Raw genomic sequence first — 18,063 nt, 5'->3', positions numbered from 1 at the left:
AGAACATCATCGTAAATCGAGTAATGATAATGATAATTTTATCCTTGAGTAAGCACGTTTGTTTTCGTACACCTGACTTTAGTCAGATTTAAAAACCTATGGACTTTAGTCCATAGTGGTTTAGTTTCTTTTTTAAAATTAATGCCTTTTTGAAAATAAACCTTTATAGAATCTTGACCTAATTTATAAAGAGTTGTGTGTGTTTCATTTAATTTAGGTTCTGCGTTTAATAAAAACGTAAAACCTAAATTAAAACTAATAAACAATATTAAATTTATTTTTCTCAAAGAAATATTTTATGGCCAACCAACAATTACACCACCACCGCCTTCTTTAGGATTGGCTAGAGCAATAAGTATTTCTTTATATTCTTCATGCAAACTTTTTTCTTTTGGGTCATTTAAGAGTTTTATTATGTTAAGTCTCATTTTGCTAAAATCATCACACCCATAATTCATTCCCCCTAATTTTAAAATATGACTTTCTAACGCTCCAAATACTTTCGAACTGTAAGTAGAAAAACTTGATGGTTCATCATTTATAACAATAACATTAAGCTTATCACCTTTCGACAAAATTATTTTTTCATTATTAATTACATGTGGTTTTATTTGGTCGACAGGAATTGAAACTTCTAAAATATGAGTTATAGGTTTACCACAAGATTTATTAGTAGAACTATCAGTAATATGTATAGCAATTGCTTTTAAACCACGCCCATTAATCTTCATTATATTAGTAGCACTTTTAAACTTAAAGTTTTTATTGGCTACTGCAATCTTTATTTTTATGGTATCGCTAATTTTAGTTCCATTTGAAATTGTACGATTATTAAAAAAACTTTCTGGAGGCTTGTTATTAGTTAGTTTATTTGGAATAATCTGAAGGTTACGTTTATACTTTGTTTTTTGTGTTGGACTAATTAATTCTATGTTAGTAAATGCACTTAACGTAATTGTTTTTCCTAGTTTGAGCTCTTCAGTTACTTTTTTAGATTTTTTTTCTTTAACCTGATATTTATCTTCTTTTTTCTTATTTCCCTTTTTACAGGAAGTAAAAATAAAGCCAATACAAAAAATAATAATTAATAATTTTTTCATTTTAGTTAGTTTTATAATTAATGATATCCAAAAGTAATAAGTAAATAAAATTATTTCCTACCTACAAGTAAGTATATTTAGTTCCTTAAATATAAGTAAAAAACTATAAAGTAAAAATGGTAAGTAAGACACCAAATAGAATGGCAATAAATTTTTGTAAGTTAAATTTATGATTTTCAGAACTTTCAAATAAAATAATAGTAGAAATATGTAAGAAAACTCCAATAATTAAAGCCGTAATTTCTGTAGAATAGGTAATAAAAAATGACATTTTATCACCTAATAAAACTCCTAAAGGACTCATTAAGCCGAAGAAAATCAAGAAAATAAAAATTGTTTTTTTTGTGTAATTGGTATTGATTAAAAAAGTAGTTAATACAATAGCAATAGGTATTTTATGAACTACAATTGCTAATAATAAATTACTATCTGCATTATGTATTGGTAAACCTTCAGAAAAAGCGTGTAAACACAAACTGACAAATAATAGAGTTGGAAACTTTTTTCCATCAGTGTGAATATGAATATGTCCGTGTTCTGCACCTTTAGAAAAAGATTCTAAAACTGATTGTAAAATAATACCAATTAAGATAAAAATTCCAACTAATGTATCATCGGAATCTATGGTGTACACTTCTGGTAATAAATGTAAAATGGTTACAGAAAGTAAATATGCACCACTAAAAGCTAATAATAATCGTACAATCTTTTGGCTAGGTTTTATAATTAAAACCAATAATGCGCCTAATAAAACCGATGCTATTAATAATATATAACTCATTTTGCAACTAAAATTAATCTGTCTGAAGTTTTAGAATTATAATCTTCTAAACTATAATTTCCAAATATATTAGTAATTGTAAAACCTACTTTTTCTAAATAGAAACTCATTTTATCAATATCTAAATACTTTACACGTTCTGTGTAAGCATGTTGTTTGCTATCAGCAAAAAATGAAATGTGTTTTATTATAAATCCGTTTGTTATTTCTCTTTTTATATTGAAAGTAATATCATCAACAATTTTAGTTTCTTCTTTTACTAAATTGAGTTTTACTTTTTCAGCATTTAAAAAATCAAAAACAAAATAACCATCTTTCTTCAGTCCATTTTTAATGTTTTCAAGAATTAAAAGATCTTCTTTATCGTCATCAAAATAACCAAAACTTGTAAATAAATTAAAAATAGAATCGTATTTGTTATTGAAAGGTTTCCTCATATCATGCACTTTAAAATTCAAACTTTCATTTTCGAATTTTTTAGCATGTTTAATAGAATTCTCCGCCAAATCACCACCAGTTACTGTATAACCTAAAGAATTTAAAAACACTGCATGACGTCCTTTACCACAAGGTAAATCTAAAATATGAGTACTTTTTGGCAATGCTAAAAAGTTAGTTATGTTTTTCATAAATAACTGTGCATCCGCATCATTTCTATTTTTATATAAAATATGATAATATGATGTGTTAAACCAATCTGTAAACCAATCTTTTGTTTTCATAAGTAATTTGAGTCTGTAAAAGTAACCAAATCTTACGTTTCAAAAAATGAATTTCTTAATTAGTATAAAACCTATTTATAAAATGTATTTTTGCAGTCAATTTTACAAGTATGGATAAGGATTTTAAAATGACGGCTACTACACTTTTTGGTTTAGAAGGCGTATTAGCAGAAGAACTAAAAAATTTAGGAGCACAAGATATTAAAGAAGGTATAAGAAGTGTTACTTTTAGAGGTGATACTGGTTTTATGTATAAAGCAAATATTGCTTTAAGAACGGCTGTTAGAATTTTAAAACCTATTAAAGTTTGTAAAATTTACGACGAAGAAGATTTGTATGAATCTATTCAAAAAATAAAATGGGAAAATTATTTAGAAACTGATGGTACTTTTGCTATTGGTGCTGTTGTAAATTCAAAGAATTTTACTTCAAACTCTCATTATATTTCTTTAAAGTCTAAAGATGCAATTGCAGATTATTTTAGACATAAATACAGTAAAAGACCTAATGTAGATTTAGATTATCCAGATTTAAAAATTCACATTCATATTCATAAAGATTGGTTAACAGTTTCTTTAGATTCATCTGGAGATTCTTTACACAAAAGAGGATATAGAACTGCCACTAATATTGCGCCAATAAACGAAGTTTTGGCTGCAGGTATGGTTTTATTATCTGGTTATAGAGGCGATGAAAACTTTATAGATCCAATGTGTGGTTCTGGTACTATTTTAATAGAAGCAGCAATGATTGCCAATAATATTCCAGCAAACATCAATAGAAAATTATTCGCTTTTGAAAATTGGAAAGATTATGATGAAGATTTATATTTTCTAATTCAAGAATCATTATTAAAGAAAATTCGTTCATCTCATTTTAAAATAATGGGCTTTGATAAAGCGCCTTCTGCTGTACAAAAAGCACAAGCCAATGTAGAAAATGCTAATTTAGATGAGTTTATTGGTGTGCATCATGTTAACTTTTTTAATTCTAAAAAAGAAGTTTTTGGTAATACTACTATTTTATTTAATCCACCTTACGGAGAACGTTTAAATATAGATACAGAAGAATTTTATAAGAAAATAGGAGACACCTTAAAGCACAATTATCCAGGTTCTTCAGCTTGGTTAATTACTTCAGATACAGACGCTTTAAAATGTGTAGGTTTAAGAACATCCAAGAGAATTGCGCTTAAAAATGGAGATTTAAACTGTAAGTTTGTAAAGTACGAATTGTACGAAGGAACTCGTAAATTTAAAGAGTCTAAAGAAATTTCAGATTCAGATTCAGAAACTAATTCTGAAGATTAATTTTTTTAGAAGCTATTTCCTGCTTTCCGTTATATCTTTTTATGCTTAATTTATTTATGTTGAATTTATTACAGCACTAAAAAGGATTCTTATATTTAAGAAAAAGTTCAATTTCGACATAAAAAGGATGTCACTTCAATCAGGGCTAAACCAATCTATAAACTTTATTAAAACTAATTACGATTAGTTTTAATAAAAAAAGCCTCACAAAACTGTGAGACTTATATTATACTTTTAGTAAAAATTACTTTTTAGGTTGAGGAATTACGATTCCTAAATTCTTAATGACAAGGTCTGTAATATCAAACTTATCATCAATATAAGCAAATTGATTACCAGAAACAGTAAGTATTTGTGTGTAATTACCAGCTTTAGCAACTACTTTAATGGCTTCTGAAAGCTTTTTATACAAAGGCCTCATTAATTCGTCTTGTTTTAACTGCATCAATTTCTGCCCGTTCTGTTGGTATTTTTTAATATCATTTTCTAATGCTGATATTTCTGCAACTGTCGTTTTTTTAGCAATAGGACCTAATGTCTTTTCATTTTTTTTAAAATCTTCAACTTTAGATTGAAATCCTTTAACTTTAATAGAAAATGAAGAGTCTAATCTTGCACCATATTTTTGTGATATATCTACAACAATTTTTGCTTCTGGCATTATACCTACAATATAATCACTGTCTATTGTACCAACTTTAGATTGTGCAATAGTAATTGTGCTTAAAAAAGCAATAAAAAGAAAGATAATTTTAGATTTCATGTTTTTGTTTTAATTGTGGCAAAGATATAAAAGCGAATGAATTACAAAAATTTGTTACCTATTAATTAAGTTAATTTTATCAGAAATTTTTGCCGTTATTTCTCTTAAATCAACTTTGTAATCAAACCAGAGTATGTTTTCATCTCTTTTAAACCATGTTAGTTGTCTTTTTGCAAAACGTCTTGTGTTTTTTTTGATTTCCGAAATAGCAAATTCTTTTGTAAATTCATCATCAAAATAAGAGAACAATTCTCTATAACCAACCGTTTTTAAAGAGTTTAATTCTTTATTTGGATGCAGTTTTTTTGCTTCTTCTAGCAATCCAGTTTCCATCATTATATCTACACGTTGGTTAATTCTGTTGTAAATAATTTCTCTATCGGCGTTTAAACCAACTTTAATTGAAGTGAAATTACGTGGTGTTTTAGGCTTGTTTTTAAAAGTAGAATACGGAATTCCACTACCAATGCAAACTTCTAAAGCTCTCATTAAACGATGTGGATTTTCTAGAGCAATTGAATTATAGGTTTCTAAATCTAATTCTTTTAACATATTTTGCAAGACTTCAATTCCTTCTTTTTCTAATTGAGAAGTTAAGTCTTCTCGTATTTTAATATCAACTTCCGGAAAATAATCTAAACCTTTTAAAACCGCATCTATGTACAAACCACTTCCACCAACCATAATTTGAATTGGGTTCTTTAAAAAAAGTGCATCTATTTTTGTTAATGCATCTCTCTCAAAAGCGCCAACATTATAATTTTCAAAAACACTTCTATTTTGAATAAAATGGTGGTTTGCAGCTGCTAATTCATCAGCATTTGGTACTGCTGTACCTATTTCCATTTCTTTAAAAAACTGTCTTGAATCGCAAGAAATGATTTCTGCATTAAAATGGTTGGCTAATTTAATACTTAAAGCCGTTTTACCAATTGCTGTTGGGCCAACAATAGTAATTAGAAAGTTATTTGAAGTCATTTAATTTAGTTTGTTACCGCATTTATAACAAAAATCTGAATCATCCTTATGATCTTCTTTTAGACAACTTTGGCAAGCTTGTGTATTAGTATCTATTTTTCTATCATTTTTTGAGATTTCAGAACTTACAATTCCTGTAGGAATGGCAATTATTCCGTAACCTAAAATCATAATAACACTTGCAATTAATTGACCTAGTGGAGTTTGTGGTGCAATGTCTCCAAAACCAACAGTGGTTAATGTAACAATTGCCCAGTAAACACTTCTAGGTATACTTGTAAACCCATTTTCTTCGCCTTCTATCATATACATTATTGTACCTAAAATGATACAAACAATAACTACAAAGAATAAGAATACTGCAATTTTTGCTCTACTTGCTTTAAGGGCAACTAATAACCTATTTGATGCGCCAACATATCTTGCTAATTTTAAAATTCTAAAAACTCTTAATAAACGTAAAGCTCTTAAAGCTGCAAAATGATGAGAACCAATAAAAATAAATGATAAGTATTTAGGTATGGTTGATAATAAATCTATAATACCATAAAAACTGAAGACATATTTTAGAGGTTTTTTTATAGATATTATCCTTAATATATATTCAATAGAAAAAAGTATGGTAATAATCCATTCAGAAATATTTAAAAAATTATGATATTCATCATCAAAACTTTTTACACTTTCTAGCATTACCAAAACAATACTTGCTATAATTGCTATTAACAAAATAACATCAAAAAGTTTTCCTTCTTTAGTATCAGCTTCATAAATTATTTCATGCAGTCTGTGTTTCCAAGATGTATTTTTCTCTGAATTATTTTTCAAGATTACTTAATTTATAGGGCAAATATAAAACTATTAATTTTTTAATTAAATTATGAATAGATTTAATAGCAAACAGTAGAAATTATTTTTTTTTTATAATTTACTTAATAAGTATTGATTTTTTTTAAATTTCTTTTTCTACAACAATATATGAATTTTCTGAAATAATTATTTGTTTGTAAAACTCTTTTAAAGCATGATATTCTGATGCATCAAATATTCTTTTTGAGATATTTAAACGTAAATAAATATTTATAATGTTTCCGTTTTGTACCGTTTTAAAAATAAAACTTCCAGCTTTATTTGGTAAAGAAATTGCTTTACTCTCTGGTAATTGCGTTATTTTATAACCTTCAGGAATTTCTAAATTAAGTAAATAATTTAATTTTCTTGGATATGAGAAGTCTACAGGATAATTTCTTTCCTTTAATTTAAAAGGATTTTCTGTTAATCGATCAAAAAGTATTGGATATATTCTAGTTTTATTTGCTAAATCCTCATCCATTAGTAATTTTATTTTAAAAAACTCTACTAAAGGTTTTTCTAAACTATTTAAATTATTTGCTTTATAATCATCTACTTCTAAATCTGGATTTTTAGATTCAAAATCTTCTAAATAATCATTCTCATTTGTTAATGATATTTTTTCTCTTTGGTTTGAAGCATAATAACCATTTCTTCTTATCATTAAATCTCCAGAAAATTCGCCATCTTCATTTAAAACTAATTTAGCTGTAATATTCTTGGACGTTTTAACTTCTGGTTTTAATAACTCCCAAGTACTTCTGTCTTTAAAGTCGACAACTCTAGCTTCACCATTTAATGTTTTAACAGGTACTTGTCCAAAAGGTAAAAATTTATCTGTGGCATCTAAAAAATATGGTTTATCATCAATAATTGTTTTAACAATTACATAATTATAATCATAAATCACTGGAAAAAGTTTAGTGCTTATTCCATTATTTCTTGTAGATAATACAACTAAATTAGCTTCAATATTTGCTGCTCTTAAACTATTAAATAAAGAGAGATTTATTTCGCCAACATCACCAGATTTATCATTAAATGCTTCTTTTACTTTGGCGTCTTCCCTTGTCCAATATTTTTCATTCCAGGTATAATGATTTCGAATAAAATTAAATACTTTTTTAGCTCTTTCTAAATTATTTTCTGTGGCTAAAACTGTTTCAGGAATTCTTTTTTTGAAATAATTTTTTTTAGAAGTCTGATTATTAAAAAATTGATTTTTTAAAGTTTTATCAGCTTGTTTCCATGTTGTTGTATAATTTTTTACATTACCACTAAAACTCATTGTAGATTTTAAATCAAAAGAAATTTTAGATATATAATTTTTCTTACTTAACATATAGTCTTCTTCTTTAAAAGCAGGTATATCATACATTCCGAAAGAATAAACAGAACAAGCAGCATAACCATAATTATTTATATACACACACTTTTTATCAACAGAAGGTTTGTTCTTATTCAGTTTTAGAAAACCAATAATTCTAACATTGTATTTATAATTTCCTAAAACAGAAACATCGTATTTGCTTTTAATTTTAGGAATGTTTGATTGAAAATACCAATCGTCAACTGATAAATAAGGAGAGGTTATACTATATCTATATTCTATAATACTACCTTCTTTTATATTGGGTAATGTAAATTTTTTTACAGTCCAGTCTTTGCCTTCTTTGGTTGTGAAAACAGCAGTTTTCTGAAGTGTACTTTTATCCATAGAACCATCTTCATTTAGGTTATAGGTAATAGCTCTTAAATCAATTATTTTTTGTTCTTTGAATAGATTTATGGTTATATCTGCTCTGTTAAACGAAGCTTTATCAAAAATTTTAATTCTAAAATAGTAATCTGTTCTTGGTACCTGGTTTTTTCTGTTATCAGGATACCGATTTGCGTGTTCATATAAAACAACAGCTGTTGCCGTTGAATCTTTTTTGTAAACAGACATTTTTAATTCTTCTAAAGTAGTTTGTCCCATTTTAGAAGATTTTTCTTTTTGTGCAAATAGAATTGTTGTAAAAAGTAGTAGGAGTAAGGTTGTTTTTTTCATTTAGAATCTAACAATTTTATGAACGTTGTTTTTGTTTAAATAGTTTTTAATAATTGTTTTACAAAGTACTTTATTTTCAACAACTGTAAGAACAGATTTTAAAATATCTAATCTGTTTTCTTGATAAGCTAAATTAGTGTAACCAAAGCTTGAAACTTCGTTATTTTCAATTAGAATTACAGCATTTTCTTCTATTTCTCTACCTTTTTCAAAAATAATAAAATCATCATTATTAAAGTTTTTAGTACTAATTTTTTGATTTTTCTTTAAATTGTATTTTGGTGATAAAACTTCTAGTTCTGTATAATATTTTAAACGTGTAAATAAATCATTACCTGTTTTTTCAAAAGTGATGGAAATTGCTCGATCTTGAATTTTCAAAGCTCTTTTTGTTGTCTTTAGAAACAACTTATTTACTTCAGATTTTATATTTTTTCCTCTTCCAAGAAATATTACTTTTCCTTCAGTATCATGTATATAAAATAAACCTTGTTCTTTAGGAACTTCGTCAATTAATTTTTGAAGTTTTTCCTTTTCTATTCTTTTATCATGGTATTTTATAGAGTTTTGAATTATAGATTTACTAACATCTTTTTCTAATAAAATTTTAAAAAGCTGTACAGTTGCCAAAGCATCTCCAGAAGCTCTATGTCTATCTGTCATTGGTATTCCCAATGATTTTGTTAATTTACCAAGACTATAAGAAGGTTGGTTTAAAATTAGTTTTTGGCTTAATTCTACTGTACAAAGTGTATTTCTATTAAATTCATAACTTAAACGGTTAAACTCTGTACTTAAAATTCTATAATCGAAAGAAGTATTATGTGCAACCAGCGTGCAATCTTTGGTGATTTCTACAATACGTTTTGCAACTTCATAAAATTTAGGGGCATTACGTAACATTCCTTTGTTAATTCCTGTTAATTTTACTACAAATTTCTGAATTTCCTTTTCTGGGTTGACTAGACTAATAAATTGATCTACTACAGAATGTCCGTCAAATTTATAGATGGCGATTTCTGTAATGCCTTCTTCATTAAATTTTCCTCCGGTAGTTTCAATGTCTAATATTGCGTACAAATCTTTTTGTTATTATTGAAATTTACTAATTATAATTTCGATTACCAAATATAGAACTTCCTACTCTAATCATGGTACTTCCATTTTCAATTGCCAATTTGTAATCTCCACTCATTCCCATAGAAAGAGTTTCTAATTGACAGTTAGCAGTAACAGTCTGTGTTTTATTCTTATCAAAGAAGCTTTTTAATGAAGAAAATTCTTCTTTTAATTGTTCTTGATTGTCTGTAAATGTTGCCATTCCCATAAATCCAACAATTTTTATATTTTCTAATTCAGAAATTTCTTTTGAAGTTAAAATAGTTTCAATTTCTGTAAATGAGAAACCGAACTTTGTATCTTCTTTGGCTATTCTTATTTGTAATAGACAGTTAATAACTCTATCGTGCTTTTTTGCTTGTTTATTAATTTCTTTTAAAGTTTTAAATTTATCAACTCCGTGAATTAAATTTACAAAATGCGCCATATATTTTACCTTGTTACTTTGTAAATGACCAATCATGTGCCATTGTATATCTTTTGGTAAAATAGTAAATTTATCAACCATTTCCTGAATTTTATTCTCACCAAAAACACGCTGACCAGCATTGTAAGCTTCTTGTAAATCAGAAACTGGTTTCGTTTTAGAAACCGCAACTAAAGTTACACTTTTTGGTAAACTAGATTTTATAAATTGTAAGTTTTTAGCAATCATATTAGAATTCATAAATAGTTAGTCCACTTCTTAATTTAGGTTCTATATAAGTTGTTTTTGGAGGCATTAATAAATTAGTATCTACAATTTCTTTTAGTTCTTCTATAGTTGTGGGCAACATACCAAATGAAACTTTAAACTCTCCACTATCAACTTTAGTTTTTAGCTCTAAACTATCTGATTTATCTTGAGAATAGACAATTTTCGATGCATTTCTAATATCTTTAATTCCTAAAATAGGTTTTAAAACTGTAGTATATAAAATTTGAGCATCTAATCTACTTAAAGAGTCTGTAAATTTGTAAAACGATTTACGTAAATATAAAGCATAAAATTCACCATCTAAATACATACTAAAATGGTGTTTTTCTTTAGGTTTGTATAATTCTTGCCCTCGTTTTTCAATTCTAAAGAATGTATCTAATTCAATTAAAAGAGTATCTGGTGTTAAACCATTTAAATCTTTTATAAATCTATTAAATTCATAAATACTTAATTCACTTTCTGGTAGTAAATAACTCATAAAAAAGTTATAATCTTCATTACCTGTATGATTTGGGTTTTCTTTTGCTAAATTTTGAGCTAATAAACAAGATGATGTTGAGCGGTGATGACCATCTGCAATATATAACGTATCAATTTCTTTAAAAGCATTTATAATTAGCTCAACGTCTTCTTTATTATTTACAACCCAAAGAGAATGCGAATCTTTATCGGTTGTGGAAAACTCATATTCTGCTCTTTGTTGTTTATATTTTTTTATGATAGATGCAATAATGTCGTTATCTGGATAAGTAAGAAGTACTGGTTCTGCATTAAAGCCCGTATTTTTTAAATAGTTTTCAAAAAGTAATTCTCTTTTTTTTAATGTTCCTTCATGTTTTTTAATAACATTATTATTATAATCTTCTACTGAAGTTGCAGTTATTATTCCGCAAAAAGAATTTGTAGAAGTTATTTTTTGATAAATATAAAACCCAGGAACTTTGTCTTGTGTAAAAATCTCGTCCTCTTTAAATTCTAAATAACGATTGTGTACCAATTTAAAACGTAATTCTTCACTAATATCTTGTTTATGATATTTATATCCTGGATTTATAACATGCAAAAATGTATAAGGATTAAAGGCTAATTTAGCATTTAGCATTTCTGGGGTATAAATCTCATAAGATTTAGATGAAACCAAGGCTATTTTATCTCTACTTGGTCTAACGGCTCTAAAAGGTTTTACAATTGCCATAAATTAACTTAATAATGCTATAATTTGATTTGCCAATTCTATACCTATTCTCTCTTGAGTTTCTTTTGTAGCACCACCAATATGAGGTGTTAAAGACATTTCTGGGTTCATTAATAACTGTACAGCTGGTTTTGGTTCTGTTTCAAAAACATCTAAACCTGCAAATTGTACTTTACCTGTTTCAATAGCTGTTACAAGATCTACTTCGTGTAAAATTCCACCTCTAGATGTATTTACAATACCTACACCATCTTTCATTTTAGCAAATTCTGCTTTGCTAATAATATAATCTTCTTGTTCAGAAACATGTAAAGAAATAAAGTCTGATTTTTTTAGTAATTCGTCTTTAGAGATGGTATCTATATTAATAGTAATTTTCTGTCCGTTAAAAAAATCAACAGAAATAGGAGCAGAAGTAATTATTTTATCAGTTGCAATTACATTCATTCCTAATCCTAAACCAATTTTAGCAACTTCTTGTCCAACCTTTCCAAAACCAAGAATACCAATTGTTTTTCCTCTTAATTCGACTCCTTGTGAATAGGCTTTTCTCAATTCTTTAAAACGAGAATCTCCTTCTAAAGGCATTTCTCTGTTAGAAGAATGAAGAAATCTTGCCATTCCGAATAAATGTGCATAAACCAATTCTGCAACAGAATTAGAAGAAGCAGCTGGCGTATTTATAACATGTAAACCCTGGTCTTGTGCATACTCGATATCAACATTATCCATACCAATGCCACCAATACCAATTAACTTTATACTCGGGCAAGCGTCAATTAATTCTTGCCTAATTTGTGTTGTATCTTTTACTAAAATTACATCAAGATTATTTTCATTGATATAGTTTTCTAATTGATTTTGAGCAACTTTAGTTGTAATTACCTCAAATCCTCCTTTTTCTAAAGCGTCAATTCCGCTTTGAGAAATTCCATCGTTTGCTAATATTTTCATTCTTTTATTTTTTTAGATTCAGAGTTACAAAGTTCTAAAGTGAGAAAGTACCTCCTTCTCAACTTTACCACTTTAAGGTTTTTTAACTTTGCTACTTTGCTACTTTGCTACTTTTTTTCTTTCTAACTCCTGCATTACATCCACCAAAACTTGTACACTATACAAAGGTAAGGCATTGTACATACTTGCTCTGTAACCACCTACACTTCTGTGGCCATTTAAACCATTAATTCCAACATCTTTCCACATTTTATCAAACGTTTTTGTTAAAGAATCATCTGTTAATGTAAAAGTAGCATTCATTGTACTTCTATCTTCTTTTGCTACAATTCCTTTAAAGAGTGGGTTTCTATCAATTTCAGCATATAAAAGTGCTGCTTTTTTATTATTTACTTCTTCTATAAATTTAATTCCACCTAAATCTTTTAACCATTGTAAAGTTAACATAGAAACATATACGGCAAATACAGAAGGAGTATTAAACATACTGTCTTTATCTATGTGAATTTGATAATTTAGCATTGAAGGAATGTGTCTTTCTACTTTTCCTAAAATTTCTTCTTTAATAATAACCAAAGTTGCTCCTGCAGGTCCCATATTTTTTTGTGCACCAGCATAAATTAAATCAAATTTTTCGAAATCTAATTGACGAGAAAAAATATCTGAACTCATATCACAAACCAAAGAAACATTCGTATCAGGAAAATCCTTTATTTGAGTTCCTGCAACTGTATTATTACTTGTACAGTGAAAATAATCTGCATCTTCAGGAATTGTATATTCTTTAGGAATATAGTTATACCCTTTATCTTTAGAAGAACCAACTTCTATCATTTCGCCAAATGCTTTTGCTTCTTTAATGGCTTTATTTGCCCAAGTCCCCGTGTTTAAATATGCTGCTTTTTTATTTAATAAATTATAAGCAACCATTAAAAATTCTAAACTTGCACCACCTTGTAAAAAGAGTGCTTTATAACCTTTGTTTTCTAAACCTAATAATTCTAATGATAAAGATCTTGCCTTCTCAATAACATCCACAAAAGACTTACTTCTATGAGAAACTTCAATTAATGATAAATCATCATTATTAAAGTTTAGAATAGCTTCTGATGCTTTTTGCAATACTTCTTGTGGCAAAATACAAGGTCCAGCGCTAAAGTTATGTTTTTTCATTTGTAATTATTAAAAGATTCAAAAATTAAAAGATTAAAAATTTCTGAACCTGTATATTTATATTTTTGATAAAAAGTCTAATGTATTTATTCCATCTGCATAATCCCATAAATTAGGGTTTTGAGTTTCGCCAAAAGCTACTTCATTTTCAATAAAGTCTCTGGCAACAATACATTGAATTTTTTCTTTATCTTGATGTAATTTTATTTTTAAATCGTTTTCATTTTCATAATATTCATAAAAAATGGTTGCAATAGGCGAGGAGTAACTCTCATCTTCTTTAATCATTAAAAAACCATTTTCTAACAAATCGAACAAACTCATTAAATAAACGGCCTTGTTATAATCATAATTATTGGCGTATTTAGCATTGTTTATCATGTCTTTTTTCTGGTACATTCCTGTAAAGAATAGATCAAAGTTATAGTCTTTAGGAACATATAGTTTAGATACAGATCTACAACCTAATCCGAAATAAGTAAAAACGTCATTCGATAATTTTTCTAAATCTTCTGCTGTTTCTTTTCCCGTAATTACGGCAATAGAATTTCTGCTTTTTCTGATGATATTTGGTTTTTTTTTGAAATAGAATTCAAAATAACGAGCAGTATTGTCATTTCCTGTTGCAATTACTGCATCAAAGTTTTCTAATTTTTGTTCTGTAAAAGTGATGTTTCCTTTAAAACTTTCTTCAACATATTCTAAATACTTTGCTAGAAAAGGCAACAAATGTTTATCATTAGAAGATTGTTTTACCAAAACGGAATGACCAGAAATTAAAACTGATAAAAAGTCGTGAAAACCAACCATAGGAATATTACCAGCCATAACAATAGCGACCCTTTTTTGTGATTCAATTTTGATTTCATTTTTAGAAATCCAATTTTCTAAATTGCTTTTTGTTAGTGATTTAGACCAACTTTCTAAAGCAAATAAAATATTGTCTTTTGTAAACCAAGAATTATTTTCTTGAGCAACTTTTATTTGATGTTTAAAACCATCAAAAAAAAGTTCATTATGTTCAATATTTGCTGCTTTTTTTATTCTATTATTAGAAAATTGACTTAAAAAGGTACCTAATTTTACAAAAGCAGTAATTCTATCTTGAATACTATTCATTTATTTTGGTTCTAACTATTTTTGGCGTTATTTTTGCCATTGCAAAGGTACAAAACAGAAAAGAAAACTATGGCAATTATAATAACAGATGAATGTATAAATTGTGGGGCTTGTGAACCAGAATGTCCAAACACTGCAATTTATGAAGGTGCAGATGACTGGAAATACTCACAAGGAACAGATTTAACTGGTAATGCAGTATTACCAAATGGTAAATCTGTAAATGCAGATGAAGATCAAGAACCAATTTCAGACGAAATATATTACATTGTTGCGGATAAGTGTACAGAATGTAAAGGTTTTCATGAAGAGCCACAATGTGCTGCAGTTTGTCCTGTAGATTGTTGTGTGTCAGATGAAGATAATGTTGAAACTGAAGAAGAGTTGTTAGAAAAACAACGTTTTATGCATAATGAATAAAACGAAGTAAAGACTTTTATAAAAAAAAACCTGAACAAATGTTCAGGTTTTTTTATGCTTATTTAAAAAAATAATAATAAATAAAAAACACTCTAGCTAAATAGCTAGAGTGTTTTCGTTTTCAAATAATTATTAGGTAATTAATAGACTCTTTTAGAATTGAACGTTTATTCCAACACTAAAGTTAGTTCCTAATTGACCTAATTGTTGTACTTCTGAAGAATATTTAAATCTAGAACCAGCTTGAGATGTTCCGGTAGAAACTAAAGTTATATCAGGATATACATCAAAAATGTTATTGATATTCGCATTAAAAGTTATCATATCTGTTAATTTATAACCTAACCCTAAATCTGTAGAAATTTTAGCAGATAATGTTTGGTCAATACCAGATGCTGGAGCTGTAATTGTTACTTCACCGAATCGAGTATTATTAAAAGCTATATCCCATTTATCATTGATATAATTTAATCCTAAAATCATTTTAGATCTTGGTCTAGAATTTGTAATTAAACCTTGCTCTTGTCTATCGAAGATATTATATCCCGAGGTTGATAAAATACTAGGTGTATTAATTGCATCAATAGTAGTTTTATTAAAGTTTGCTGCAAAACTAGTATGCAATCTTCCTGTTTCACCAATTTCTATATTTCTATAGTTTAAAACAACATCTGCACCAGTTGTCTTAGTGTCTCCTGCGTTAATAAAAAATTGTACTGCAGTAACATTGTTGTTTTTTAAAATTTGCTCTACAGGGTTTGTAGTAGAAGGATCACTATCAGCACCAATTTGTGAAGAGAATAATACTCTATCATCAACTTTAATTTGATAAAAATCTATAGAAGCAGAAAAGTTTCTGTCAAACTTATAAGTTAAACCAGCAGATAAATTTTTTGAAATCTCATGTGTTAAACTTGGCACACCTAATGCTTGTACAGCAGGATTATCGTTTGCTAAAGTTCCTTGTAATAAAGGTTCTGCAGAACCAGCAATAATAATATATTGGCTTAATGTAATATGGGATTGGTGTAATGTTGGTGCTCTAAAACCAGTACTATAAGAACCTCTTATTGCTCCTTTTTCTCCTAATTTATAACGTCCATTTACTTTCCAAGAGAAATTCGTACCTGCATCTGTATAGTTTTCATATCTACCTGCTGCACCTAATAATAACTTCTCATTTATATCATATTCTAATTGAGAATATAAAGCAAAATTATTTCTAGACCATTTTCCTGCTTCTTCTGGTTTAATACCAGCAAAAGAATCTGAATTACCAGGAATACCAGAAGCTATAACAGCTGGGTCACTAGATAAATAATATGATGTTGGGTCACCTTCAAAAGCTCTAAAAGTTTCTTGTTTAAATTCTGTACCTAAAGCTAATCCTACTTGTTCAGATAATTGAGTACTTACATCAAAATTATAAACAACATTTGTAAATCTGTAACCTCCTGTATTAAAAGACCTAGGAGAAGTTCCATGATCTGCAAGGTATTGTCTGTTTACAGAATTATTTACCGTTACATCTACATCGTTAGATCCAAATGTTACACTTGCATCTGCATTCCATCCATCTGCTATTGGAAATTTTATACCAGCAGCATTAATATGATCATCAATTTTAGTTTCAAAAGTTGGTTGATATCCAGCAAAATTATTTGAATCTCCAACTAAAAAGTTTGAATTTCCAACATCATTTCTCCAATATGGAGCTCTATAATATGCAAAACTTTGTCCATTTCTAGTTGTTAAACCATGAAAAGAATATAGCGTTGACTCTTCTCCAATTGGATGTTCCATATTTACGAAAAAATCTTTCTTTTCCATTGCTGGTTGTCCAACAGTCATTCCTGCTCTTGGATTTGCAGCAAGCCAAGCTATATCTCTAGGAGTACCACCAACATCTGATGCTATTCCCGCTCTATTTGTAGTAGCTTGTTTATAGTATCCTAAAGTAATATTTACAAAACCACCATCTCCAAAATTAAATGCAGTGTTAAAATCTGAAGAAAAATTAAATCCATCATGTTCTGAAGTGATACCAGCTGATGAAGTAAAAGTAGAATATTCAACATCTTTCTTTAAAATGATATTCATTACACCAGCAATGGCATCAGAACCATAAATTGCAGAAGCACCATCTCTTAAAATTTCAACTCTTTCAATAGCTGCAGTTGGAATACTTTTTAAATCTACACCAACTTCACCTTTACCAGGAGTTCTATTTAAATATACTTGAGCACTTTGATTTTTACGTTTACCGTTAACTAATACCAAAGTTCTACTTGGTCCTAAACCACGTAAATCTGCTGGATCGTAATGTGCAGTAGCATCCGAAATCGCTTGATTTTGAGAATTAAAAGAAGGAACTTTAAAAGTTAACATTCTGTCTAAAGTAGGCTTACCACTTTTCACTAAATCTGCAACATCAATATTATCAATTGGTACAGGAGAATCTAATATTGTTCTAGGCTTTATTCTATTTCCAGTAACAACAATCTCATCTAATGTATTATCTTCTTTTACAGAAACTGTTAAAAATGAGCTGTCTGTTACTTTAACTTCTTTGGTTTTAAAACCCATTGAAGATACTACTAAAGTAGCAGGTAAATTCTTAAAAGTAATAGAGAATTCTCCATTATCATTAGAAACTACTCCGTTTTTTGTTCCTTTTTCTACAATGTTCATATAAGGCAAACCTTCGCCAGATGAATCTGTTACTTTTCCTTTTACTGTTTGCGCCATTAAACCTAATGGAAGCATAAACATAAAAGCAATTGTACATAATTTTAGTAAATACTGTTGTTTCATAAATAAATTATTA

At 28.0% G+C, this 18,063-nt stretch carries 16 protein-coding genes; 2 read left to right on the top strand and 14 right to left on the bottom strand.

Going from position 1 to position 18,063, the window contains the following annotated elements:
• Window positions 1-296 precede the first annotated feature (296 nt).
• From V3V28_RS02885 to V3V28_RS02875, 3 genes are all read right to left on the bottom strand, one after another.
• Entirely contained in the window at window positions 297-1,100 is an 804-nt protein-coding gene (locus V3V28_RS02885; RefSeq protein ID WP_331363522.1) for a hypothetical protein, read from the bottom strand.
• A 103-nt stretch (window positions 1,101-1,203) separates the two neighbouring features.
• Window positions 1,204-1,881 (bottom strand): ZIP family metal transporter, encoded by a 678-nt coding sequence (locus V3V28_RS02880; protein WP_331363521.1) that lies wholly within the window; start codon window positions 1,879-1,881, stop codon window positions 1,204-1,206.
• On the bottom strand, window positions 1,878-2,603 hold the full coding sequence (locus tag V3V28_RS02875) for a class I SAM-dependent methyltransferase (RefSeq protein WP_331363520.1): 726 nt from the start codon (window positions 2,601-2,603) through the stop codon (window positions 1,878-1,880). Before V3V28_RS02875 ends, V3V28_RS02880 begins: the two co-directional genes overlap by 4 nt.
• A 110-nt stretch (window positions 2,604-2,713) precedes the next feature.
• Between V3V28_RS02875 and V3V28_RS02870 the strand changes: the two genes are divergently transcribed.
• Entirely contained in the window at window positions 2,714-3,913 is a 1,200-nt protein-coding gene (locus V3V28_RS02870; protein ID WP_331363519.1) for a THUMP domain-containing class I SAM-dependent RNA methyltransferase, read from the top strand.
• Window positions 3,914-4,157: 244 nt separating this feature from the next.
• On the opposite strand, the gene V3V28_RS02865 is transcribed toward V3V28_RS02870, so the two are convergent.
• From V3V28_RS02865 to V3V28_RS02820, 10 genes are all read right to left on the bottom strand, one after another.
• Window positions 4,158-4,676, bottom strand: a complete 519-nt coding sequence (locus V3V28_RS02865) for an OmpH family outer membrane protein (RefSeq protein ID WP_331363518.1) — start codon at window positions 4,674-4,676, stop codon at window positions 4,158-4,160.
• A 54-nt stretch (window positions 4,677-4,730) separates the two neighbouring features.
• On the bottom strand, window positions 4,731-5,654 hold the full coding sequence (gene miaA / locus V3V28_RS02860; protein ID WP_331363517.1) for a tRNA (adenosine(37)-N6)-dimethylallyltransferase MiaA: 924 nt from the start codon (window positions 5,652-5,654) through the stop codon (window positions 4,731-4,733).
• Complete coding sequence (locus V3V28_RS02855; RefSeq protein ID WP_331363516.1) at window positions 5,655-6,482, bottom strand: ion transporter; 828 nt, start codon at window positions 6,480-6,482, stop codon at window positions 5,655-5,657.
• Between the two features lie 124 nt (window positions 6,483-6,606).
• Window positions 6,607-8,556: a DUF3858 domain-containing protein gene (locus V3V28_RS02850; RefSeq protein ID WP_331363515.1), complete on the bottom strand. Its 1,950-nt coding sequence runs from the start codon at window positions 8,554-8,556 to the stop codon at window positions 6,607-6,609.
• Entirely contained in the window at window positions 8,557-9,636 is a 1,080-nt protein-coding gene (locus V3V28_RS02845) for a 3'-5' exonuclease (protein WP_331363514.1), read from the bottom strand.
• A 25-nt stretch (window positions 9,637-9,661) separates the two neighbouring features.
• Window positions 9,662-10,330: a YggS family pyridoxal phosphate-dependent enzyme gene (locus tag V3V28_RS02840; protein ID WP_331363513.1), complete on the bottom strand. Its 669-nt coding sequence runs from the start codon at window positions 10,328-10,330 to the stop codon at window positions 9,662-9,664.
• A 1-nt stretch (window position 10,331) separates the two neighbouring features.
• Window positions 10,332-11,570: a DUF1015 domain-containing protein gene (locus tag V3V28_RS02835; RefSeq protein WP_331363512.1), complete on the bottom strand. Its 1,239-nt coding sequence runs from the start codon at window positions 11,568-11,570 to the stop codon at window positions 10,332-10,334.
• A gap of 3 nt (window positions 11,571-11,573) precedes the next feature.
• On the bottom strand, window positions 11,574-12,524 hold the full coding sequence (locus tag V3V28_RS02830) for a D-2-hydroxyacid dehydrogenase (protein WP_331363511.1): 951 nt from the start codon (window positions 12,522-12,524) through the stop codon (window positions 11,574-11,576).
• Window positions 12,525-12,623: 99 nt separating this feature from the next.
• Window positions 12,624-13,697, bottom strand: coding sequence for a 3-phosphoserine/phosphohydroxythreonine transaminase (gene serC / locus V3V28_RS02825; protein WP_331363510.1), 1,074 nt, complete (start codon window positions 13,695-13,697; stop codon window positions 12,624-12,626).
• Window positions 13,698-13,754: 57 nt separating this feature from the next.
• Window positions 13,755-14,816, bottom strand: a complete 1,062-nt coding sequence (locus tag V3V28_RS02820; RefSeq protein ID WP_331363509.1) for an acyl-CoA reductase — start codon at window positions 14,814-14,816, stop codon at window positions 13,755-13,757.
• 69 nt (window positions 14,817-14,885) lie between these two features.
• Here V3V28_RS02820 and V3V28_RS02815 point away from each other — a divergent pair, with 69 nt between their 5' ends.
• Window positions 14,886-15,236: a 4Fe-4S dicluster domain-containing protein gene (locus V3V28_RS02815; protein WP_331363508.1), complete on the top strand. Its 351-nt coding sequence runs from the start codon at window positions 14,886-14,888 to the stop codon at window positions 15,234-15,236.
• A gap of 153 nt (window positions 15,237-15,389) precedes the next feature.
• Here V3V28_RS02815 and V3V28_RS02810 read toward each other — a convergent pair whose 3' ends face one another.
• On the bottom strand, window positions 15,390-18,050 hold the full coding sequence (locus V3V28_RS02810) for a TonB-dependent receptor (RefSeq protein WP_331363507.1): 2,661 nt from the start codon (window positions 18,048-18,050) through the stop codon (window positions 15,390-15,392).
• Window positions 18,051-18,063: the final 13 nt, after the last annotated feature.

The organism is Polaribacter sp. (assembly GCF_036480315.1).
Lineage (GTDB): Bacteria > Bacteroidota > Bacteroidia > Flavobacteriales > Flavobacteriaceae > Polaribacter.
The sequence above is the reverse complement of the archived record's forward strand: the minus strand, read 5'-3'. Positions and strand labels throughout refer to the sequence as shown.

Bases quoted from the DNA above. Each gene is read 5' to 3' on its own strand.
- serC (WP_331363510.1), bottom strand. From the start codon at position 13,697: ATGAAAAAACATAACTTTAGCGCTGGACCTTGTATTTTGCCACAAGAA.
- V3V28_RS02880 (WP_331363521.1), bottom strand. From the start codon at position 1,881: ATGAGTTATATATTATTAATAGCATCGGTTTTATTAGGCGCATTATTG.
- V3V28_RS02840 (WP_331363513.1), bottom strand. From the start codon at position 10,330: ATGATTGCTAAAAACTTACAATTTATAAAATCTAGTTTACCAAAAAGT.
- V3V28_RS02835 (WP_331363512.1), bottom strand. From the start codon at position 11,570: ATGGCAATTGTAAAACCTTTTAGAGCCGTTAGACCAAGTAGAGATAAA.
- V3V28_RS02850 (WP_331363515.1), bottom strand. From the start codon at position 8,556: ATGAAAAAAACAACCTTACTCCTACTACTTTTTACAACAATTCTATTT.
- V3V28_RS02830 (WP_331363511.1), bottom strand. From the start codon at position 12,524: ATGAAAATATTAGCAAACGATGGAATTTCTCAAAGCGGAATTGACGCT.
- V3V28_RS02820 (WP_331363509.1), bottom strand. From the start codon at position 14,816: ATGAATAGTATTCAAGATAGAATTACTGCTTTTGTAAAATTAGGTACC.
- V3V28_RS02875 (WP_331363520.1), bottom strand. From the start codon at position 2,603: ATGAAAACAAAAGATTGGTTTACAGATTGGTTTAACACATCATATTAT.
- V3V28_RS02810 (WP_331363507.1), bottom strand. From the start codon at position 18,050: ATGAAACAACAGTATTTACTAAAATTATGTACAATTGCTTTTATGTTT.
- V3V28_RS02870 (WP_331363519.1), top strand. From the start codon at position 2,714: ATGGATAAGGATTTTAAAATGACGGCTACTACACTTTTTGGTTTAGAA.
- V3V28_RS02865 (WP_331363518.1), bottom strand. From the start codon at position 4,676: ATGAAATCTAAAATTATCTTTCTTTTTATTGCTTTTTTAAGCACAATT.
- V3V28_RS02815 (WP_331363508.1), top strand. From the start codon at position 14,886: ATGGCAATTATAATAACAGATGAATGTATAAATTGTGGGGCTTGTGAA.
- V3V28_RS02885 (WP_331363522.1), bottom strand. From the start codon at position 1,100: ATGAAAAAATTATTAATTATTATTTTTTGTATTGGCTTTATTTTTACT.
- miaA (WP_331363517.1), bottom strand. From the start codon at position 5,654: ATGACTTCAAATAACTTTCTAATTACTATTGTTGGCCCAACAGCAATT.